Source organism: Terrabacter sp. 2RAF25 (assembly GCF_052115265.1).
Taxonomy (GTDB): domain Bacteria; phylum Actinomycetota; class Actinomycetes; order Actinomycetales; family Dermatophilaceae; genus Terrabacter.
Window position 1 is genome coordinate 380,173 of sequence record NZ_JBFRGJ010000003.1, and the last position, 20,612, is coordinate 400,784.

The 20,612-nt window shown below is 71.4% G+C and carries 21 protein-coding genes; 11 read left to right on the forward strand and 10 right to left on the reverse strand.

Going from position 1 to position 20,612, the window contains the following annotated elements; genetic code table 11:
- Positions 1-40: 40 nt before the first annotated feature.
- Entirely contained in the window at positions 41-2,104 is a 2,064-nt protein-coding gene (locus tag AB4091_RS10730) for a YhgE/Pip domain-containing protein (protein WP_442291733.1), read from the reverse strand.
- Between the two features lie 70 nt (positions 2,105-2,174).
- Positions 2,175-2,765: a hypothetical protein gene (locus AB4091_RS10735; RefSeq protein ID WP_442291734.1), complete on the reverse strand. Its 591-nt coding sequence runs from the start codon at positions 2,763-2,765 to the stop codon at positions 2,175-2,177.
- A 94-nt stretch (positions 2,766-2,859) separates the two neighbouring features.
- Between AB4091_RS10735 and AB4091_RS10740 the strand changes: the two genes are divergently transcribed.
- From AB4091_RS10740 to AB4091_RS10765, 6 genes are all read left to right on the forward strand, one after another.
- Positions 2,860-3,489 (forward strand): TetR/AcrR family transcriptional regulator, encoded by a 630-nt coding sequence (locus AB4091_RS10740; RefSeq protein WP_442291735.1) that lies wholly within the window; start codon positions 2,860-2,862, stop codon positions 3,487-3,489.
- A 357-nt stretch (positions 3,490-3,846) separates the two neighbouring features.
- On the forward strand, positions 3,847-5,421 hold the full coding sequence (locus AB4091_RS10745) for a multicopper oxidase family protein (RefSeq protein WP_442291736.1): 1,575 nt from the start codon (positions 3,847-3,849) through the stop codon (positions 5,419-5,421).
- 13 nt (positions 5,422-5,434) lie between these two features.
- A complete protein-coding gene (locus tag AB4091_RS10750) occupies positions 5,435-6,043 on the forward strand; it encodes a hypothetical protein (RefSeq protein WP_442291737.1) in 609 nt (202 codons plus the stop codon).
- A 140-nt stretch (positions 6,044-6,183) separates the two neighbouring features.
- Positions 6,184-6,702: a signal peptidase I gene (lepB, locus tag AB4091_RS10755; protein WP_442291738.1), complete on the forward strand. Its 519-nt coding sequence runs from the start codon at positions 6,184-6,186 to the stop codon at positions 6,700-6,702.
- A gap of 179 nt (positions 6,703-6,881) precedes the next feature.
- Positions 6,882-7,535 carry a response regulator gene (locus AB4091_RS10760; protein ID WP_442291739.1) on the forward strand — a complete coding sequence of 218 codons (654 nt, stop codon included), beginning with the start codon at positions 6,882-6,884 and terminating at the stop codon, positions 7,533-7,535.
- Positions 7,536-7,539: 4 nt separating this feature from the next.
- Positions 7,540-8,982 carry a sensor histidine kinase gene (locus AB4091_RS10765; protein ID WP_442291740.1) on the forward strand — a complete coding sequence of 481 codons (1,443 nt, stop codon included), beginning with the start codon at positions 7,540-7,542 and terminating at the stop codon, positions 8,980-8,982.
- A 17-nt stretch (positions 8,983-8,999) separates the two neighbouring features.
- On the opposite strand, the gene AB4091_RS10770 is transcribed toward AB4091_RS10765, so the two are convergent.
- From AB4091_RS10770 to AB4091_RS10780, 3 genes are all read right to left on the reverse strand, one after another.
- Positions 9,000-9,296 (reverse strand): MoaD/ThiS family protein, encoded by a 297-nt coding sequence (locus tag AB4091_RS10770; protein WP_442291741.1) that lies wholly within the window; start codon positions 9,294-9,296, stop codon positions 9,000-9,002.
- A 17-nt stretch (positions 9,297-9,313) separates the two neighbouring features.
- The gene (locus tag AB4091_RS10775; protein ID WP_442291742.1) at positions 9,314-10,396 is read right to left on the reverse strand and encodes a WD40/YVTN/BNR-like repeat-containing protein; all 1,083 of its coding nucleotides are present in this window, start codon (positions 10,394-10,396) and stop codon (positions 9,314-9,316) included.
- Between the two features lie 65 nt (positions 10,397-10,461).
- The gene (locus tag AB4091_RS10780; RefSeq protein WP_442291743.1) at positions 10,462-11,430 is read right to left on the reverse strand and encodes a 2-hydroxyacid dehydrogenase; all 969 of its coding nucleotides are present in this window, start codon (positions 11,428-11,430) and stop codon (positions 10,462-10,464) included.
- A gap of 109 nt (positions 11,431-11,539) precedes the next feature.
- Here AB4091_RS10780 and AB4091_RS10785 point away from each other — a divergent pair, with 109 nt between their 5' ends.
- The 4 genes from AB4091_RS10785 (at position 11,540) to AB4091_RS10800 (ending at position 14,313) form a co-directional block, all read left to right on the forward strand.
- Positions 11,540-12,199: an MOSC domain-containing protein gene (locus AB4091_RS10785; protein WP_442291744.1), complete on the forward strand. Its 660-nt coding sequence runs from the start codon at positions 11,540-11,542 to the stop codon at positions 12,197-12,199.
- A gap of 110 nt (positions 12,200-12,309) precedes the next feature.
- Positions 12,310-12,597 (forward strand): hypothetical protein, encoded by a 288-nt coding sequence (locus AB4091_RS10790; RefSeq protein WP_442291745.1) that lies wholly within the window; start codon positions 12,310-12,312, stop codon positions 12,595-12,597.
- Entirely contained in the window at positions 12,545-13,501 is a 957-nt protein-coding gene (locus AB4091_RS10795) for a PQQ-dependent sugar dehydrogenase (RefSeq protein WP_442291746.1), read from the forward strand. The genes AB4091_RS10790 and AB4091_RS10795 overlap by 53 nt, the downstream gene beginning before the upstream one ends.
- A gap of 107 nt (positions 13,502-13,608) precedes the next feature.
- On the forward strand, positions 13,609-14,313 hold the full coding sequence (locus AB4091_RS10800) for a DUF937 domain-containing protein (RefSeq protein ID WP_442291747.1): 705 nt from the start codon (positions 13,609-13,611) through the stop codon (positions 14,311-14,313).
- 38 nt (positions 14,314-14,351) lie between these two features.
- Here the strand turns inward: AB4091_RS10800 and gatB are convergent, their stop codons facing one another.
- From gatB to gatC, 3 genes are all read right to left on the reverse strand, one after another.
- Positions 14,352-15,899, reverse strand: coding sequence for an Asp-tRNA(Asn)/Glu-tRNA(Gln) amidotransferase subunit GatB (gene gatB / locus AB4091_RS10805; RefSeq protein WP_442291748.1), 1,548 nt, complete (start codon positions 15,897-15,899; stop codon positions 14,352-14,354).
- 2 nt (positions 15,900-15,901) lie between these two features.
- Complete coding sequence (gene gatA / locus AB4091_RS10810; protein WP_442291943.1) at positions 15,902-17,431, reverse strand: Asp-tRNA(Asn)/Glu-tRNA(Gln) amidotransferase subunit GatA; 1,530 nt, start codon at positions 17,429-17,431, stop codon at positions 15,902-15,904.
- Between the two features lie 118 nt (positions 17,432-17,549).
- A complete protein-coding gene (gene gatC / locus AB4091_RS10815) occupies positions 17,550-17,846 on the reverse strand; it encodes an Asp-tRNA(Asn)/Glu-tRNA(Gln) amidotransferase subunit GatC (RefSeq protein ID WP_256792555.1) in 297 nt (98 codons plus the stop codon).
- Between the two features lie 145 nt (positions 17,847-17,991).
- On the opposite strand from gatC, the gene AB4091_RS10820 reads away from it, so the two are divergent.
- The gene (locus AB4091_RS10820) at positions 17,992-18,597 is read left to right on the forward strand and encodes a hypothetical protein (RefSeq protein ID WP_442291749.1); all 606 of its coding nucleotides are present in this window, start codon (positions 17,992-17,994) and stop codon (positions 18,595-18,597) included.
- Positions 18,598-18,669: 72 nt separating this feature from the next.
- Here the strand turns inward: AB4091_RS10820 and AB4091_RS10825 are convergent, their stop codons facing one another.
- Together AB4091_RS10825 and AB4091_RS10830 are read right to left on the reverse strand one after the other, a co-directional pair.
- Positions 18,670-19,689 carry a branched-chain amino acid ABC transporter permease gene (locus AB4091_RS10825; RefSeq protein WP_442291750.1) on the reverse strand — a complete coding sequence of 340 codons (1,020 nt, stop codon included), beginning with the start codon at positions 19,687-19,689 and terminating at the stop codon, positions 18,670-18,672.
- Entirely contained in the window at positions 19,686-20,555 is an 870-nt protein-coding gene (locus AB4091_RS10830) for a branched-chain amino acid ABC transporter permease (protein WP_442291751.1), read from the reverse strand. Before AB4091_RS10830 ends, AB4091_RS10825 begins: the two co-directional genes overlap by 4 nt.
- Positions 20,556-20,612: the final 57 nt, after the last annotated feature.

Sequence of the window (20,612 nt, forward strand, 5' to 3'; positions counted from 1 at the left end):
CGACCGGCCCGGTGACCGGACACGTGCCGGCGCGGTCGTGTCAGAGCGCGAGCTCGGGCTTGATCCGCTTGGGCGTCCACATGCGCGACCGTCGCGCCGCGACCGTCGACACGACGAGCGCGCCGAGGAGGTATGCCGTGAGCACCCCCACCGCGCCGAGCACCGGAGCGAGGTCGGCGCCGTAGAGCAACCGGCGCAGGCCGTCGACGGCGTAGCTCATCGGGACGACGTGGTGAACGGCCTGGAGCGGCGCCGGGAGCGTCTGCCACGGGAACGTGCCGCCGGCGCTGACCAGCTGGACGACCATGAAGACGAGACCGAGGAACTTGCCGACCGCCCCGAACCGGGAGGCGAGCGCGTGCAGGATCGCCACGAACGTCATCGAGGTGAAGCAGAGGAACAGGAACGCGAGCACCGGGTGGGCGATCTGGATGTCGACACCACGCCCCACCACCAGCACGAGCGCCGCGGCCTGGACGATGCCCACCGCCGCCGGTGCCAGCCAGCCACCGAGGGCCGTGCGGAACGAGCGCTGGCTGGTGGCGAGTGCGCGCTGCGACAGAGGGCGCACGAACAGGAAGAGGACGTAGGCGCCGATCCAGAGAGCGAGGCTCATGAACAGCGGCGCCAGGCCGGCGCCGTACGAGCCGGCCGACGACAGCGAGTCGTTCTGCACGCCGACGGGGTTGCCGATCGTCTGGGCCATGGCCTTGCGCTGTGCGGCGGTCGGGTCGGGCACGGCGTCGCGGCCCTTGACGAGACCCGCGTGCAGGTCGGTGGTGCCCTTGGCGAGCGAGTCGAGCCCGGTGGCCAGCGATGTCGAGCCGGAGGCGAGCGAGCCTGCACCGGTGGCGGCGGACGAGGCTCCGTCGACGAGTCGGTCGGCCCCACCCTCGAGCCGGTCGAGGCCCGTCGCCAGCGTGCCCGCGCCGTCCCGCACCCGGACGGCGCCCGAGTGCGCCCGGGCGATGGCGTCGGTGAGGGCCGGGGTGGCGTTCGCGAGCGCCCGCGCACCGGTGGCCACCTGGTCGGCGCCCTTCGACAGCCTCGTCAGACCGCCCGACGCGGACTGGATCGTCGCGTCGGCGCTGTCGACGTAGCCGTCGACGACGTCGAGCCGTGACTCGACGACGGCCAGCTGGGCGTCGGTGAGCCCCTGCGCCCGAAGGGTCGAGAGCAGTCCCGCCCGGTCGGCAGCGATGCGGGACCTGAGCCGCGTCGACGCCTGGGCCGCCTGGGTGCCGTAGCCGGCGATCTGGCGGTTGCCCGCCGCCACCTGGGCGGCACCGTCGGCGAGGCGGTCGGTCTGTGCAGGCAGGTCCGCGGTCCGCGACTGCAGCGTGGAGAGGCCGGACGCGAGCCGGGCAGCGCCCGCCCGCAGGTCGTCGGCGCCGGAGGCTGCACGGGCGATGCCGGCGTCCAGTGTCCTTGCGCCGGAAGCGAGCTCGCCCAGCCCGGTTGCGAGGGAGTGCGCACCCGTGGCCAGCCGGTGCGCCCCGTCGTCGGCCTTCACCGCCCCTGCACGCAGCTTCTCCGAGCCGTCCACGGCCTTGGCGAGCTGGTCGTGCACGTCGCTGAAGCCGAGCAGCAGCCGGCTGGCGGCGGTCTGGCTCACCTCGCCTGCGACGGTCGCCGTCACCTGCTTGATCACCTGGTTGCCGATCATCGAGGTCATGTAGTTGTTGGCGTCGTTGGTCTCGAGCAGCAAGGTGGCCTGTCGCGGGGTGAACTCCGCCGTCGAGGCGAGGTCGGCCGAGAAGGTCTTGGGCAGGATCACGGCGAACGCGTACGTCCCGTCGTCGACCCCGTGCATCGCGTCATCTCGCGAGACGCGGTGCCAGTCGAACGTCTTCGACTCGACGAGGTGGTCGGCCACCTGCCCCCCGACCTGGAGCCTCTCCCCCGTGCTCAGTGCGGTGCCGGCGTCGTCGCTGACGACCGCGGCGGGCACCTGGGGGAACGCGCCGTACGGGTCGTGGTTCGCGTAGAGGTAGAGCCCGCCGTACAGGGTCGGCACGAGGACGAGGGCCGCGAGGGCGAGACGGGCCAGGCGCGACGCGGTGAGGCGGCGCAGCTCGGCAACGGCGAGACGGACGGGGTTCATGCGGGCTCTCCCTCGGTGGTGAGGTCGACGGCTTCGGGGTCGCAGGCGTCCGGATCGGACGTGAGGTGGGTCAGCGCCGAAGCCGTGGCCGGGGCGCACAGCACGACGACGGTGAGGCCGCGGTCGGCGATCGACCGCGCGGCCTCGAACCACTCGAGGGGGTCGCCACCGTGCCGGTCCGGGCCGGTGAGGACGATACCCGGACCTGGGGGTGCCAGGCGCCGAGCTCGAGCAGCAGCGACGTGCGCAGGCCCGCCGACAGGCTCTCCCACCGCCGACCACCCAGCTCGGCGAGGCCGCGCTCCCGGAGGAAGGCTGCGACGTCCTTGCGCGACGAAGGTCGCTCGGCCAGGGCCAGCTCCTCCGCCACGACGGCGCGGAGCGGGAGCGCGTCCTCCGGAGCGGTCACGTCGGGCACGTCGACGAGGCGGGTGCGCAGCTGGAGGTGCGCACGGTCGGTCGAACCACCGATCGACACCGAGCCGGTGAGCAGGTCGACGCGTCCCCCGATCGCGAGGGCCAGCGCGACCTGGCCGGCGCCGGGGTCCGCCCCGACGACGGTGACCGACGCGGCGGGAGCCGTGAACCTGATGCCCGACACGAACGGCTCGTGCGTGCCGCTGACCGACACGTCTCGCGCCACCACGTTGCGCTCGTTCACTTGACCCATCCTCCAGGCGGGCACTTCCCGCCTTTCGATATAAGTATGCATCCAATACACTGTTGTATTCAATTCGAGGGCGTATCGTTGGCGTATGCCGTCCCTCACGTCCCACGAACCGGGTGCCCGTCGCATCACTGCACGCCGTCAGGCGACCCGCGACCGCGTGCTCGAGGCTGCCAGCGAGGTCTTCGCCGAGCGGGGCTTCCACGGGGCGAGCGTCGAGGACATCTGCGACCGCGCTGGCTTCACGCGCGGGGCGTTCTACTCGAACTTCTCGTCGAAGGACGACCTCGTCCTCGAGCTCTCCCGCCGGCACTCCGAGGCTCTCGTCGAGCGCATCCGCGCAGCCAGCAGGCAGGAGCACGCCCGAGCCGAGGACGTGCTGCAGGCGGTCTTCGCGGCTCTCGCCGACGACACCCGCGGCAAGGAGCAGTGGCTCGTGCTGACGACCGAGTTCACCCTCCATGCGATACGCGACGCAGGGGCCCGACGTGCGTGGGCCGCCCAGCAACGTCGGGTGCGCGACGAGCTGGTGGCCGTCGTCGACGAGGCCGTGGCCCGGCAGGGCCTCAGCCTGCCCATGCCGACCGACACCTTCGTGCGTGCAGCCATCGCACTGGCACAGGGCTCGATGACGCAGCGGCTGGTCGAGCCGCGCTCCCTGGCGACCGGCGAGCTCGAGCGCACGGTGCTCCCGGTGCTGCTGGGCGTCGACGCCTGACCCGAGCCAACCGCCACCGGCCGCGTGGCACACCAGTGGCGGGCGCCCGCTGGGGACGCCCGCCTCTCCTGGGGGATCAGGTCACAGGGTTTCTCATCACCACCGAGGTGGAGATCCCGCCGAGGACGGTCCACGACACACGGGGTCCGGCGCAGCCCGCTTGAACGACGTCTCCACACCCTGATCGGGTGCAGTCCCAGTCTCGGCCCGCGCCCTTGCGGAAACCTTGGGAGGGACACTTGCCCCAAAGACCCCAGATGTCCGAAATGCATTGGCGTTCGGCCGGATTCATCCAAGGTATCAACAAGGTCGCTGGGTTCCTCTTGAGGCGGAAAGGACATGACCAAGGGAGGAACCATGTCTTTGTCTCGCCGAGACCTCATGAAGCTGGGCGTCGTCGGGGGCGCCGCCCTGGCCTTGCCCCTGGAGCGCACGGTGAGTGCGAAGTCCGGCGCGCAGGGTCGACTCGCAAGCAGCCGACTACCCCGACCGTTCACCCTGCCGTTCCGGACGCCGCCGGTCCTGCAGCCGTACCGCACCGATGCCACGACCGACTTCTACAAGGTCTACATGAAGCCCCTCCAGGCAGAGGTGCTGCCGGGACTGCAGACGCCGCTGTGGGGCTACAACGGGCTCGTGCCGGGCCCGACAGTCAGGGTCGCCCAAGGCCGGCGCACCGTGATGCGTCAGGTCAACAACCTGCCGGGCAAGCACCCGGTGCTGAACTACACGCCGTGGACCTCGGTGCACCTGCACGGGTCGCCGTCGCTGCCGCAGTACGACGGCTACGCGAGCGACATCACCAACCCGGGCCAGTACAAGGACTACGTCTACCCGAACACCCAGACCGCCCGCACCCTCTGGTACCACGACCACGGGCTCCACCACACGGCGGAGAACGTGCTCATGGGACTCGCCGCCCAGTACCAGCTCGTCGACCCGCTGGAGCGCTCGCTCCCTATCCCCAAGGGCGAGTTCGACGTGCCGCTCCTCATCAGCGACGCGATGTTCGCGAGCGACGGGTCCCTCTTCTTCGACAACCACAGCGAGTCCGGGATGTACGGCGACGTCGTGCTGGTCAACGGCGTGCCGTGGCCCGTCATGAAGGTCAAGCGCCGCCGCTACCGCTTCCGCATCCTCAACGCGTCCATCTCGCGGTCGTACCAGTGGTCGCTCGACTCGGGCGACCCCATGACCGTCATCGCGACGGATGCAGGGCTGATGCCGCATCCGCAGACCGTGCAGCGCTTCCGGCACGGCGCGGCGGAGCGATACGAGGTGGTCATCGACTTCAGCAAGCTGCCGGTCGGGCGCCGCGTCGTGCTGCGCAACACGAGCCCGAAGAACAACATCGACTACGCCGACACCAACAAGGTGATGGCCTTCGACGTCGTCGCCGACGACTTCGACCGGACGAACAACTCCGTCCCCGACGCCCTCAACCCGACCAACCCGGCCATGCTGCTCACGGCGGCCGACGCGGTGCGGACCCGTCGCCTCGACCTGGTGCGCAAGCACGGCATGTGGACGATCAACGGTCACACGTGGGACGACGTCGTGAAGAGCAAGTTCTCGCTCGTCGAGGCGGACCCGCGCGAGGGCGACGTCGAGATCTGGGAGATCCGCAACTCCTCGGGCGGTTGGTTCCACCCGGTCCACATCCACCTCATCGACTTCCGCATCCTCGACCGCAACGGCAAGCCGCCCATGCCGCACGAGCTCGGCCCCAAGGACGTGGTCTACGTCGGCGAGAACGAGACCGTGCGCGTCGTCGCGCGCTTCGAGGGTCGGGGCAAGTACATGATCCACTGCCACAACCTCGTGCACGAGGACCACGACATGATGAGCCAGTTCGAGGTGCGCGCGGACAACGACGTCAGCGACCCGCTCAGCGACCCGTGCACGTCGCTGCCCGAGATCTCCGACCTCTGAGGCGGGGACGACCATGTCGACCACGGCCTCGCACTCGAGCACCCCTTCGGACATCGGGTCGGTTCCGTCTGCGGGACGGGTGCTTGCCACTCCGGCACGGGCAGCCGCGGCGCTCAGCTGCGTCGCCGGTCTCGTCCACCTCGTCGTGGCACCGGAGCACTTCGAGGAGTGGGCACCGGCCGGCGTCTTCTTCATCGTCGTCGCGGCAGGTCAGCTCTGGCTCGCCCAGGCGCTGTGGCGAGGCCTGAGTGCCCGGCTCGTACCCGCCGCGGTGCTGCTCACCTCCGCACTGGTGGCGCTCTACGTCGTGTCCCGCACCATCGGGCTGCCGTTCCACACAGACGGTGCGGACCGGGGCGTCGGGCTCGGCGGCAGCCACCACGGCGGGTCGCAGGTGCCCGGTGGCCACGGCAACGGGATGCCGATCATCCCGGGCTCGGGCGCCGGAGCGGCGGTCGAGACCGTGGGCGCGCTCGACCTCGTCTGCGTCGTCGCCGAGCTGGGTGGCCTCGCGCTGCTCATCGGCATGCTGCCGGTCGGACAGCGCCGGTCCGTCGGCAACCTCCTCCTCGCCGTGGGTGTCTGCGGCTGGGTCGTCTGGGCGCTGGTGCGCTTCACGTGAACCGCGAGGCGCCGGACCGTGTCGGTCTCGAGGGCGGCTCGTCTGCGCTCGAGACCAGCTCCGGTCGATCGCGTGCCGTCGTGCGGCGGGGACCCGGCGTGAGGCTCGCACGGCACCGCCGGGCAGTGTCGGTGGGGGTCGTGGCCGCAGGCCTGGCGGCCACCCTGACATGGGTCGTGCAGCCCGTGCGGGTCAGCTCCGACTCGATGACCCCCACCCTGCAACCCGGCGAGCAGGTGCTGCTGCTCAAGAAGCCCTGGGCCGGCCACGTCGCCCGCGGTGACGTCGTCGTGCTCGACGGGACCCGGTGGGTCGAGACCGCCACGGCAGCCACGGCCGCCGGCGGGGTCGTCGGGCTGTCCCCCGACCGCGTCCGCGCTGCAGCCCACGACGTCAGCGGCACGTCGCTGGTCAAGCGCGTGGTCGGCGTCGGCGGTGACACCGTCGAGCTCGACGACGGAGCGCTCGTCGTCAACGGCGCTCCTGTGGTCGAGCCGTTCGTGGACCTGGAGTCGGTCGACGGGGTGTGGTTCGGGCCGATCACGGTGCCGACAGGCGCGGTCTTCGTGCTAGGTGATGCCCGGGCGAGCTCGGTCGACTCCCGCGACCTCGGCGCCGCCGACCTCGACACGGTCGAGGGCCGCGTCCTCAGTCCGTAGTCGAGGCGACCGTCACCTGCTCCATCCGGCGCACCACGATGACGGCGGAAGACCTCCCGTGCGCGGGGTGGGACGAGCTCGGCATTTGGGTCCGTTTTCCGTCGCGCCCATTCGACTGCCGTGATACTGGGAGGCCAGGGGGAGCGCCGGGGGGCGCCGGCCCCGTGAGGGGGTACGCGATGTCGTCCGATGTCCTGCGAGTCCTGGTGGTGGACGACCACAGGACCCTCGCCGACGCGCTCTGCCTCGCCATCTCGGCCGAACCCCGCATGCAGTGCGTCGGCACGGCCCACGGCGCGCGCGAGGCGACGGCCCTCGTGGCCACGGCCTCGCCCGACGTCGTCGTCATGGACGTCCGACTCGACGACGGCGACGGCGTCGACGTGACCCGCACCATCACCAGCGACCGGCCCGAGACCCGGGTCGTGGTCCTCACCGCTCACGTCGACGAGTCGCTGCTGACCCGGGCCGCCGAGGCCGGAGCCTGTGCGGTGCTGCCCAAGGGTGGTCCACTGACGGAGCTGATGGAGTCCCTGCGCACCGCCCCGCGCGACGGTTTCGCCGTGCACCCGCTCCTGCTGCGCACGCTCGTCGGCACGTCCGCGGCGTCGCGACCCACCCCCGACCTCCTCACGGCCCGCGAGCGTGAGGTGCTCACCCTCCTGGCCGAGGGACGCGACCCGACGACCATCGCTCGTGCGCTCGGGATCTCGGTCCTGACGTGTCGGGGCTACATCAAGAGCCTCCTGGTGAAGCTCGACGCCCACAGCCAGCTCGAAGCCGTCATGATCGCCCTGCGCCGCAGGCTGATCCAGCTCCCCAACGAGGACTGAAGCCATGGCCGTCACACACCCGCCGTCGACGTCGGAGACCACCGCGCGGAACCCTGTCAGGTCGCGCGCGCAGCTCGACGTCCCCCAGCGGGGCCGTTCCAAGGTGGTCCGTGGCGCCGTCCTCCGCTTCGTGCTCTGGAGTCTGGCGGTGCTCGCCCTCGTCGCGACGGGCACGCTGCTGCTGTCTACGCCGTTGGCCGAGCGACTGTCAGTCCGCGAGGCGACCACCCGGAGCGTCGCGTACGCCAACTCTGTCGTCGCACCGCTCATCGACGACAAGGTGCTCGCCGGCGACCGTGCCGCCACGGACGCCCTCGTCCGGCTCATGCGCACGCGCATGGCGGACGGGTCGATCAAGCACATGAAGATCTGGACGGCGAGCGGCCGCGTGCTGTGGAGCGACGAGACCGGCGTGACCGGGCAGACGTTCGAGCTCGAGCCAGACGTCGCAGAGCTCTTCGGCACCACCGAGGCGACCGGCCAGGTGTCCGACCTCGACAAGCCGGAGAACGCCCAGGAGCGGTCGGAGGAGGAGCTGATCGAGGTGTACGTCGGCTTCAGGGCCGACAAGGGCACGCCACTCGTCTTCGAGGCGTACTGGCCGACCGAACGCATCCGCCAGGACGTCAGCGACATCCGCTGGCAGTTCACCCTGCTCGGTCTCGTGGCGCTCCTGCTGCTGGCCCTCGCCCTGCTCCCCCTCGCCCTGTCCCTCGCCAGACGGGTCGACCGCGGCCTGGCCGAACGGGAGGCGGTGATGGCGCAGGCACTGTCCGCCTCCGACCTCGAGAGGCGCCGCCTGTCGCAGGACCTCCACGACGGCATCGTCCAGGACATCATCGCTCTCGGCTACGCCCTACCGACGGTGGCGGCAGCGCTGCCGCGCGAAGCCACGGCCGCGCGGGGCCTGCTGGAGCAGGTCCACACCGACGTCGCCCGCGGCGTGGCCGGCGTGCGCGAGCTGCTCACCGACGTCTACCCGGCGGACCTCGAGCACGGTGGGCTGGAACCCGCGGTCCAGGACCTCGCCGAACGACAGCGGCGCCATGGCACCGAGGTCGCCGTGGCCGTCGACTCACGACTGGGCGAGCCGCTGGCCGTCGCCCAGCTGACCTACCGCATCGTGCGCGAGGCACTGAGGAACGTGGCCAAGCACGCCCACGCCACAACGGTGGAGGTGACGGCAGCCGTCGAGGACGACCGGGCCACGGTCGAGGTGTGTGACGACGGCGTCGGTCTGCCGCCCGAGTCCGACGGCTCCGTCGGGTCCGTGGGCGCCGTCCGGAGCGACGGCCTCCCGGGCGGTCAGGGGCATCTGGGACTGCGACTGCTGCGCGACACGTTGCGGACCTTCGGAGGGGACGTCACGATCAGCGACCGACCCGAGGGTGGCACCGTGCTGCGCGGCACCTTCCCGCTGGAGCTTCGGCCTGTCGCGTCGCGCTGACCGGACGGCCTCTCGCGTCAGCCCCCTGACACGGCGTTGATGATGTGCACCCGCGCCCCGGCCGGCACCAGGGCCCCGGTGCCCTCGCCCCGCGTGGCGTCCTCGCCGTTGACGAACACCTTGACGTGACGACGGATCTGCCCGCGTTCGTCGCGCACCTTGCCGTCGAGGATGCGGTGCTGCGAGAAGGCACGGTCGAGCAGCTCGGCGACGGTCTGGGTGTCGTCGGGCGACTCCACCTCGATCTCGGCGACGCCTCCCACCAGGTCGCGGAGCATGCCCGGCAGGATGACGCGAACGGGAGCTGACGGCATACGGAATCCCTTGAGAGTCAGGCGAGCTGGGCGGCGCGGACGACGAGGACGTCGGGCAGCTGGGTGGCGATGCGCTGGAACGACTCGCCCTCGTCAGCGGACGCGAAGACATCGCCGTTGCGGGTGCCGAGGTAGACCCCGACGGGGTCGGAGGCGTCGAGGGAGGCGGCGTCTCGCAGCACGCACGTGTAGCTGGCACCGGGCAGACCGCTCGACTGCTGGTGCCACGTGGCGCCGGCGTCGTCGGTTCGCTGCACCTGCAGCTGCGCACCGGGCGGAATGCGCTCCCCCGCGTCGGCGACGGGCACGACCCACGCCACGCCGGGGCGAGTCGGGTGCGCGAGCACGGTGAAGCCGAAGTCGGTCGGCAGTCCGTCGGCGATGGAGTCCCACGTCGCGCCGTTGTCGCCCGAGCGGTAGACGCCGTTGTGGTTCTGCGCGAAGAGCTCGCCCTCGCCCTGCCCGCGGGCGACCTTGTGCACGCACTGGCCGTACTCGGGGTACTCGTCGTCGGGCATGAAGCCCGCCTTGATGCCGGGGTTGCTCGGCGCCCACGTCTCGCCGCCGTCGCTCGAGCGGTAGACACCCCCAGCGCTCATGGCGACGAGCATCGACTCCGGCCGACCGGGCTCGGGAACGATGGTGTGGACGGCGCCACCCCCGAACCCGGGCTCCCACGTCGGGCGGTGCGGGTGGTTCCACAGGCCGCGGACGAGGTCGTAGTGCTCGCCCCGGTCGGTGCTCTTGAAGAGGGCGTGCGGCTCGACGCCGGCCCAGACCACGTCGGCGTCGTTGGGGTCGGGCGTCAGCTGCCACACGCGCTCCAGCGCGGTGTCGGTGTCGCTCGGGAACGCGAGCGCGCGCTCGGCGCTCTCGGTCCACGTGCGGCCGCCGTCTGTCGAGGCCTGGACGGTCGGGCCCCAGTGCCACGACTTCACGCCGGCGAGGACGGTGGAACGGCCCTGCCTCGTGTCGATGGCGACGGACGCCACCTCGCTCATGAGGAAGTGCGGGCCTTCGAGGGTCCACTCGGTGCGGTCGCTGCTGCGTGCGATCCACAGGCCCTTGCGCGTGCCGATGGCGACGATGGTCTCGGTCATGTTGACAGTGTCCACTATGGGTCGGACAGCGACAAGGTCCGGCGAGCAGCCGCGCCGCCGCCGGCTCACCTCGCCGAGGGCCCATCCGTCGCGGAGCGGCCCGTCGCGACCGCGTTCACCGGGGCGCTCCCGGCGAGCATCGCCTGCACCTGGCGACGAACGAGCGCCTTGGCCCGCGGGCGCATCGCCCGCGTCGCGCCGCCGACATGGGGAGTGATGAGCACGCCGGGGGTCGTCCAGAGGGGATGCCCGGCCGGCAGCGGCTCCGGGTCGGTCACGTCGAGCGCGGCCCGCAGACGGCCGGAGGTGCACTCGGCCACCAGCGCGTCCGTGTCGACCACGGGGCCACGCGCCACGTTGACGAGAAGCGCGCCGTCCGGCATACGGCCCAGGGTGTCGGCGTCGAACAGCCCCGTCGTCGAGTCGGTCAACGGAACGATGACCACCACCACGTCGTGCCGGGGCAGCAGCTCGGGCAGCTCGTCGATGCCGTGCACGTGCGGAACGAGGTCGTCGCCGTCCCTGGCTCGCGAGGCGACCGCGGTGAGCGTGACCTCGAAGGGGGCGAACCGACGCGCCACCGCCCGGCCGATCTGGCCGTAGCCGACGACGAGCACCCTGCTGTCAGCGAGCGCACAACGCAGGACGAGTGGCTCCCAGGTCGAGTTCGCCTGCGACACGACAAACTTCGGCATGTCCCGAATGGACGCGAGAGTCAGCGCCAGCGCCAGCTCTGCCGTCGACGCGTCGTGCACACCCGCGGCATTGCACAGCGTGACGCCCTTGGGCACGTCGGCGAGGAACTGCTCGAAGCCGGCGCTCTGCAGCTGCACGACCTCGAGGGAGTCCAGCCCGACCACGACGTCGGCAAGGCTCAGGCGCGTCATGTAGGGCAGCACGGCGAGCTGGATGTCGCCGCCCCGGGGGTGCGGCTCGGCCATGTCCCAGACGAGGGCGTCGACGCCTTCGAGGTCGACGAGCGCCTCGGCGTAGTCGGCATCGGGCACGGACACGACGAGCGGTTCGGCAGGCATGCGGCCACGCTAGGTGACCGGCCCCGCCGCCGCACCCGTCCGCGCGGCAAGCCGCCGGCGCGGCAGCCACGCCGTCGAGCGACATCCGCGCCGCACTAGGCTCGCGCAGGTGAAGGCCGCCCACGTCCTGTCCCTCAACGCAGGGCGTCGCACCCGGCCGCCGGGTGGTGGCGCTGCGACGGCCATCGACAAGAAGCCCGTCGAGTCGTTCGAGGTGCGCGACCCCGGCCCCAAGCACGGTGGGCTCGGCAGCGGGGTCGTCGGTGACGAGATCGGCAAGCCGCAGCACCACGGCGGGGCCCTCCAGGCCGTCTACGCGTACGCCCGCGAGGACCTCGACCGCTGGCAGCGTGAGCTCGGGCGCCCCATCGCCCCAGGCGGTTTCGGCGAGAACGTCACCACGGTCGGTGTCGACACGACGCGCGCGCGCGTCGGCGAGCTGTGGCGGATCAACGACGTCGTGCTGCGCGTCGAGGTGCCTCGGATCCCCTGCGTCACCTTCGCCGCGCACATGGGCGTGCCCCGCTGGGTGCGCCGCTTCACGGACGAGGGGCGCACCGGCGCGTACCTGTCGGTGGTCACGCCCGGGGTCGTGCGGGCGGGAGCCGACATCACGGTCGAGCGCCCCGACCACGATGTCGACCTGCTGCTGCTGTTCCGCGGTCTGATGGGAGACCTCGACGCCGCGCACCGAGTCATCGACGCGGGCGTCGTGCACCCCGAGGTGCGCGCGAGCCTCGCCGAGACCGTGGCGCGACGCGGCGGTTGACCATCCTCGCCAACGGCCGCCGTTGGGACACAATGAGGTATGCCGCATCGTTCCCGTTGGATCAGCCGTGCCCTCGCGGGGGGTGTCGTCCTGGTGCTCGGTGCCGCGGCATGCACGAGCCCCACCCCGAACGCGTCGTCGACGAGCCCCGGCTCGACGCCCGTCACGAGCGCGCCGCCGGCCTCGAGCACGCCGGTCGAGACGAGCACGGCGGTCCCGCCCAGCACGACGCTTGCGCCCAGCAGTCCGACCTCGACGAGCAGACCACCCACGAGCACCGCGGCCCGCACGCCGCAGCCCCCCAGCCCGTCACCGAGCAGGCCTCCCAGCCAGCCGACGGGCCCGGTGACGCTCGTCGGCGGCCTCGACATCGCCTGGTCGGTGGCCGTGCTGCCTGACGGCAGCGCACTGGTCAGCGAGCGCAACACCGGCCGGGTCCACCACGTGCCGAAGCCGGGGACCGGCGGCAAGGCCACCGTCGTCGGGCGGCTTCCGATCTTCCGCGCGGAGGGCGAGGGCGGGCTCCTGGGGCTGGCGGTGGCACCGGACTTCGACACCGACCCGGTGCTCTACGCGTACTACACGACGGAGAGCGACAACCGCATCGCCGCCGTGCCCTGGAGCGACGGCCGGCTGGGAGACCCGGAGGTCATCTTCTCGGGCATCCCCAGCGGGCGTCGCCACGACGGTGGCCGCATCGCCTTCGGACCTGATGGCTATCTCTACGTCGGCACGGGCGAGGCGGGCGACACCGGTCTGTCGCAGAACCTCGACTCCCTCGGCGGCAAGATCCTGCGCATCACCAAGGACGGCGACCCTGCGCCCGGCAACCCGTTCGGCGGCTCCCCCGTCTGGTCCTACGGCCACCGCAACGTTCAGGGGCTCGCGTGGGACAGCCGGAAACGCTTGTGGGCCAGTGAGTTCGGCCAGAACACCTGGGACGAGCTGAACCTCATCGAGGCGGGCAGGAACTACGGGTGGCCCGAGGTCGAGGGCCGGCAGGGCAACCCCGACTTCGTCGACCCGGTCGCGCAGTGGTCGACCGAGGAGATGTCGCCGAGCGGCATCGCCGTCGGTCCGGACGGCGCCGTCTACCTGGCGGCCCTGCGAGGCGAGTCGGTGTGGCGCGTGCCGGTCAACGCCGACGGTTCGGCCGGAAGGGCGACCCGTCACCTGCGCGGCACCTACGGCCGCATCCGCGACATCCACTTCGTCGGCGACCGCGTCTGGATCACGACGAGCAACAACGACCGGGCCGACCGGCTGATCTCGTTGCCCCTCTCCGCCGTCGGTGCCGGCTGACCGCGGCGACATCAGTCACCTCGCTGACTGCCGAGGACCGCTGTGCGTGACTAGCCTGACGACCAGGGCTCGCATCGGCGCGTGCCCGCGACGAGGAGGGCCGCTACATGGGTTCGTACGACGAGATCCTTGACCAGGTCCCGGTCGACCAGCTGGCCAGTCAGCTGGGGGTCGGGAGCGACGAGGTACGCCAGGCAGCAGAGAGTGCCCTGCCCGCCCTGCTCGGCGGGCTGCACGCCAACTCCTCCGATCCGGCAGCGGCCGACTCCCTGATGGCGGCGCTCTCGGACCACCAGGCCCCGGTCGCGGGGCTCGACGACGTCGACGAGCAGGACGGCCGTGCCATCGTCGGCAACATCTTCGGCGACAACACCGACCAGGTCGTCAGCCAGCTCGGAGGGCTCGGCGGCGCGTCGGGTGGCATCGCGCAGAAGCTCCTGCCGATCCTGGCCCCGATCGTGCTCTCGTGGCTGGCCAAAAAGGTGGGCCAGGGCGGCGGGCTCGGTGGCATGTTCGGCGGCAGCGACCCGTCCACCTCCTCCGGCGGCGGCGCGACCGGCGGCGGCGCGACCGGCGGCGGCGCCCTCTTCCCGGGCGGCGCCGGAGCCGACAGCGCACCCGTGCAGACCCCGGGCGCGGCCACGCCGACCGGAAGCGCCTCCGCGAGCGACTCGGCAGCCTCCTCGAACCCGCTCCAGGACATCCTCGGTCAGGTGCTCGGTGGCGCATCGGGCGGCGGTGGGGCCTCCGGTGGCGCCGGCGACATCCTCGGCGGTCTGCTCGGCGGCCTCCTCGGCGCCGGCAAACGCTGACCTCAACCGTCGAGGGGCCCCACGTGGCCTCTCGACGGTTACTGGAGCTTGGCGAGGATGAGCTCGCGGGCCTTGCCGGCGTCGGCCTGGCCCTTCATCTCCTTCATCACCTGACCGATGAGCGCACCCGCGGCCTGGACCTTGCCGTCGCGGATCTTCGCCGCGACCTCGGGGTTGGCCTCGATCACCGTGTCGACGGCGGCCTCGAGGGCTCCGTCGTCCTGGACGAGCTCGAGCCCGCGCGCGTCGGCGACAGCCGTCGGCGCGCCCTCGCCGGCGAGCACGCCGTCGAGCACCTGGCGCGCCATCGAGTCGTTGAGCCGGCCCGACGTGACGAGCCCGTCGAGCTCGGCGACGTGGGCGGGAGTGAGGCCAAGCCGGGCGGCATACGTGACGATGTCCTGGCCCTCGGCGTTCGCGCGGCGGGACGGCTCACCGAGCCACCACTTCTTCGCCGCACCAGCACTCGCGCCGGCGGCCACGGTCTGCTCGATGAGCTCGACGGCTCCGGCGTTCATGACGTCGCGCATCTCGAGATCGCTGTAGCCCCAGTCGGACTGGAGCCGCTTGCGACGAGCCGCAGGATTCTCGGGCAGCGTGCCGCGCAGCGCCTCGACCGTCTCGCGGGGAGGCGCAACCGGAACGAGGTCGGGCTCGGGGAAGTAGCGGTAGTCCTCGGCGTCGGACTTCACGCGGCCCGAGGTCGTGATGCCGGTGTCCTCGTGCCAGTGCCGCGTCTCCTGCAGGATCGAGCCGCCGCCGTCGAGGATCGCCGCGTGCCGCGAGATCTCGTAGCGCACGGCGCGCTCGACCGAGCGCAGCGAGTTGACGTTCTTCGTCTCGGTGCGGGTGCCGAGCGGCACGGCGAGCTGCTCGGCCGAGGTCGGGTCGCCGACCTTGGCACGCAGCGACACGTTGGCGTCGCAGCGCATCGAGCCCTGCTCCATCTTCACGTCGCTGACGTCGAGGGCGCGCAGCAGGTCGCGCAGCGCCGAGACGTACGCCTTGGCGACCTCGGGCGCGCGCTCCCCGGCCCCCACCATCGGCTTGGTGACGATCTCGATGAGCGGGATGCCGGCGCGGTTGTAGTCGACGAGCGAGTGGTCGGCGCCGTGGATGCGGCCCGTCGCGCCCCCGATGTGCAGCGACTTGCCGGTGTCCTCCTCCATGTGCGCGCGCTCGATCTCGACCCGGTAGACGCTGCCGTCGTCGAGCTCGACGTCGAGGTGGCCGCCGTAGGCGATCGGCTCGTCGTACTGCGACGTCTGGAAGTTCTTCGGCATGTCCGGGTAGAAGTAGTTCTTCCGCGCGAAGCGGCACCACTCGGCGATCTCGCAGTTGAGCGCGAGGCCGATCCGGATCGCGGACTCGACGGCCTTCTCGTTGACGACCGGCAGTGCGCCGGGCAGGCCGAGGCAGACCGGGCACACCTGCGAGTTCGGCTCGGCGCCGAACTCGGTCGGGCAGCCGCAGAACATCTTGGTGGCCGTGTGCAGCTCGACGTGGACCTCGAGGCCCATGACGGGGTCGAAGCGCGTCATGGCCTCGTCGTAGTCGACGACGGCGTCGGCGGTGGCCGTGCTCATGGTCAGGCTCCCTTCACAGCAGCGGCGTCACCCAGCAGGGGCGCGCGGTCGAGGATCGGACCGCCCCATCGGTCGACTAGCGCCGCCTCGAGGGCAGCGCCCACCGAGTACAGCCGCTCGTCCTTCGTGGCGGGCGCGAGGATCTGGATGCCGGCGGGGAGGCCGTCCTCGTCGGCGAGGCCCGACGGGATCGACATGCCGGGCACGCCGGCGAGGTTGGCCGGAATCGTGGCGATGTCGTTGAGGTACATGGCCATCGGGTCCTCGAGCTTGTCACCGAGCTTGAACGCCGTGGTCGGCGCTGTCGGGCTGACGAGCACGTCGACGAGTCCGTACGCGTTGTCGAAGTCCTGCGCGATGAGCGCGCGCACCTTCTGCGCCGAGCCGTAGTAGGCGTCGTAGTAGCCGGAGCTCAGGGCATACGTGCCGAGGATGATGCGGCGCTTGACCTCGGGGCCGAAGCCGGCGTCGCGCGTGGCGGCCATGACCTGCTCGGCGCTCGGCGCGTCGACACCCTCGGGCAGCACGCGCATGCCGTAGCGCATCGCGTCGAACTTCGCGAGGTTGCTCGAGGCCTCGCTCGGCAGGATGAGGTAGTAAGCGGCGAGGGCGTAGTCGAAGTTCGGGCAGCTCACCTCGACGACCTCGGCGCCGAGCTCCTCGAGCAGTGCCACGGACTCGTCGAACCGGGCGCGCACGCCGGGCTGGTAGCCCTCGCCGCCGAGCTCCTTGACGACGCCGACGCGCATGCCCTTGACGTCCGCCGCGCGGGCCGCCTCGACGACCGGCGGCACGGGTGCGTCGATGGAGGTCGAGTCCATCGGGTCGTGGCCACCCATGACGGCGTGGAGCAGGGCGGTGTCGAGCACGGTGCGTCCGCACGGGCCGGCCTGGTCGAGCGAGCTCGCGAGGGCGACGAGGCCGTAGCGCGAGACGCCACCGTAGGTCGGTTTGGTGCCGACCGTCGCCGTGACGGCGGCCGGCTGGCGGATCGAGCCGCCGGTGTCGGTGCCGGTCGCGAGGGGCGCCTGGAAGGAGGCGAGCACCGAGCTCGAGCCACCGCCCGAGCCGCCCGGGATGCGCTCGAGGTCCCACGGGTTGTGCGACGGTCCGTACGCGGAGTGCTCGGTCGAGCTGCCCATGGCGAACTCGTCCATGTTCGTCTTGCCGAGGATCGGGAGGCCGGCCTCACGCAGCCTCGTCACGACGGTCGCGTCGTAGGGCGGCACCCATCCCTCGAGCATCCTGCTGCCGCACGTGGTCGGCACGCCCTTCGTCGTCATGACGTCCTTGACGGCGATCGGCACGCCGGCAAGGGCACCGAGGCTCTCGCCCGCCCTGCGACGCTCGTCGATCGCCCGGGCCTGTGCCAGCGCCCCGTCACCGTCGACGTGGAGGTAGGAGTGCACCTGCCCGTCGACGGCCGCGATCCGGTCAAGGTGCGCCTGGGTCACCTCGACGGAGCTGACGGCTCCGCTCGCGAGGGCGTCAGCCAGGTCGGCGGCGGTGGCTCTCGTCAGGTCAGTTGGCAGGTCGGTCACGTCAGTGCCTTCGGTTCGTAGCTGCGACAGGAGTTTTCGTGGTGCCCGTCACGGGCGGGGCGTATGCCGGGTGCTCGGCAGGGCGGCATACGCGGGCTTCAGGGGTGGCTCAGTCCTCGTCGAGGATGCGCGGCACCGAGAAGCGCTGCTGCTCGGCCTCAGGGGCGCCGGCCAGGACGGCCTCGGCGCCCAGGCTGGGACGCACGACGTCGGGGCGGGTCACGTTGGTCAGTGGCATCGGGTGCGACATCGGGGCGACACCGTCGGTGGGCGCCTGCTGGACCTTGGCCACGGACTCGAGGATGACCCCGAGCTCACCCACCATGCGGTCGAGCTCGGCGTCGGAGAGCTCGATGCGGGCGAGGCCGGCCAGGTGGGCTACGTCGTCGCGGGACAGGGATGACATGCGGGCCAGTCTATGGGGCACCGGAGCCGGCCCCGAACCGGTGCCCGGGTGCCCGTCGAGCACGAAAACCCGACGCGGGCCGTGTCCTGTGGGGCCCCTGCCTCGTTGAGTCGTCAGAGCCACGTACGACAAGGAGAACCCCTCGATGACGAGCACCGCCAGCACGACCTCCTCGACGCCCTCCCCGAGCCCGGCCTCGGGCACCTCGACGTCGGAGGAGCACGACCCGGGCGACGCCACGGTCACCGAGCAGCCGGGTGCTCCTGCAGGCCGCGCGGCAGCCAAGGCGTCGCAGGCCGAGTCCGCCGCGCCCACGGCGCCCGAGCCGGTCGCGGCCACGGGAGCCGAGCGCGCCGCACCCGCCGAGCCGACCCAGCGCACCGCACGCGTACGCCGCTCCCCCGACCTGCGAGCCGGCGCCAAGCGCGCCGCCACGCTGACGAAGTCGGGCGTGAACCGCGTGCGCACGCTGCTCGGCGAGATCGCGTGGATCGTCTGCCTGCTCGCCGCGGCGGCGCTGCTGCTCGGCACGGCAGTCGTGGTGCTCGAGGCCAACACGCACAACGCCCTCGTCGAGGGAGTGCTCAAGGCGGCCGACGTGGCCGACCTCGGCGTCTTCAGCCGCACCGGGGGCGTCAAGCAGTTCACCGGCGAGAACGCGGTCATCAAGAACGCCTTCGTCAACTGGGGTCTCGGCGCCGTCGCCTGGCTCGTCGTCGGGCGCATCGCGCGCCGCGTCCTCACCCCCTGAGCCACCCCGCGTTCGATGTGTCCGCGTCGTGGTCCAGCTGACGCGAACACATCGATCGCGGGCGACGCCTGGTCAGTCGCGGGGCTTCTTGCGGCGGTCGAGGACGTACCTGCGCAGCACGTTGCGGCCGGTTCCCCAGATGCCGTGGCGGAACAGCAGCACGATGAGCACGAAGATCGAGCCGGTGATCAGGCCGATGCCCTCGAAGCCCGAGCTGGCGAGGAAGTCCTCGAGAGTCACGACGACGCCGGCGCCGACGAGGCCACCCCAGATGGTGCCGATGCCGCCGAGCACCGTGACGAGCACGACCTTGCCCGACGTCGTCCACATCAGCTCCTGGAGCGACGCGAACTGGTGGCTGATCGCGAAGACGCCTCCGGCCAGCCCGGCGAGGCCCGCCGAGATGACGAAGGCCTTGATCTTGAAGCGCTCGACGTCGTAGCCGAGCGCGCGAGCGCGAGCGGGGTTGTCGCGTACGGCCGTGAGCACGCGGCCGAACGGTGAGTTGACGACCCGCCAGGCGACGAGGACACCGACGAGGATCATCGCGGCACCGACGTAGTAGAAGTAGAAGGAGTCGGTCTCGACGAGCTCGACGCCGAAGAAGCTGCGCGGGATGCCCTGCAGGCCGTTCTCGCCACCGGTGAGGTCGCGGGCCTGGTTGGCGATGAAGTAGAGCATCTGGGCGAAGGCCAGCGTGACCATGGCGAAGTAGATGCCGGTGCGGCGCACCGACAGGTAGCCGATCGGCCAGGCGATGAGCATCGCGAACACGGAGCCGCCGATGACCGCGACGGGGAACGGGACGCCCCAGTGCGTCGCGATGAGGCCGGTGCAGTAGGCCGAGCCGCCCCAGAACGCCGCATGACCGAAGCTCAGCAACCCGGTGAACCCGAGCAGCAAGTCGACGCTGATCGCGAAGAGACCCCAGCACAGGATGTCCATCGCGACGGGCGGGTAGATCCAGTAGGGCAGCAGCACGAGGACCGCGAGGCCCCCGAGCAGCATGAGGTAGCGCACTGGTCCCCGCCGCGACAGGATCGAGGGCTGGGCCAGGTCGACGTCGACCTTGGCGGTCATCTGCTCACTCATGCGACCTCCTCCCGTCCGAAGAGCCCGGAGGGCCGGACGAGGACCACGAGCGCCATCAGGACGAAGATGACGATCTGGGCGTACGTGGGGGCGTAGGCGATGCCGTAGGCCTCGACGAGTCCGACGAGGAACCCTGCGACCACCGCACCGAGGATGCTGCCGAGGCCGCCGATGACGACGACCGCGAACAGGATGATGATGAAGTTGCTGCCCATCTCGGCCGTGATCGCCCGGGTGGGTGCGGCCAGCACGCCGGCGAGGCCCGCGAGCGCGATACCGAAGCCGAACACCGGCGTGACCCAGCGGCCGACGTTGATGCCGAGGGCGCGGGTGCGCTCCGGCGCCTCGGTCGAGGCCCGCACGATCATGCCGATGCGGGTCTTCGTCAGCAGCAGCCCGACCCCGACGCAGACGACGAGGGAGAAGAGGCACGCGAAGATCGCGTAGACCGACAGGTTGACGCTGCCGACGCTCACCTGCCCGCCGAGCCCGGCCGGCACCTCGTAGGGCAGCCCGGAGACGCCGTACCTCTGCTTGACCGCCTCGACGAGGATCAGGGTCAGGCCGAAGGTGAGCAGGAAGTTGTAGAGCGGGTCGAGGGCGAGGAGCCACCGCACGAGCAGCCGCTCCATGAGCACCCCGAAGCCGAACATCAGGATCGGCACGACGAGGAGTGCGACCCAGAAGCCCACGTGCAGCTCGGCGAGCAGCACCGCGGAGATGACGGCGCCGAGCATGTAGCAGGCGCCGTGGGAGAAGTTGACGACCCCGAGGACGCCGAAGATGACGGCCAGGCCCAGGGCCGACAGCGCGTAGAAGCCGCCGGCGGCCAAACCTTGGAGGGTGTACTGGAGGAATGCGCTCATGTCTCTCGCTCGCTCGCGGTCGGTCGGGCGCGATGGCCCGGTCGGGAGCCGGACCCC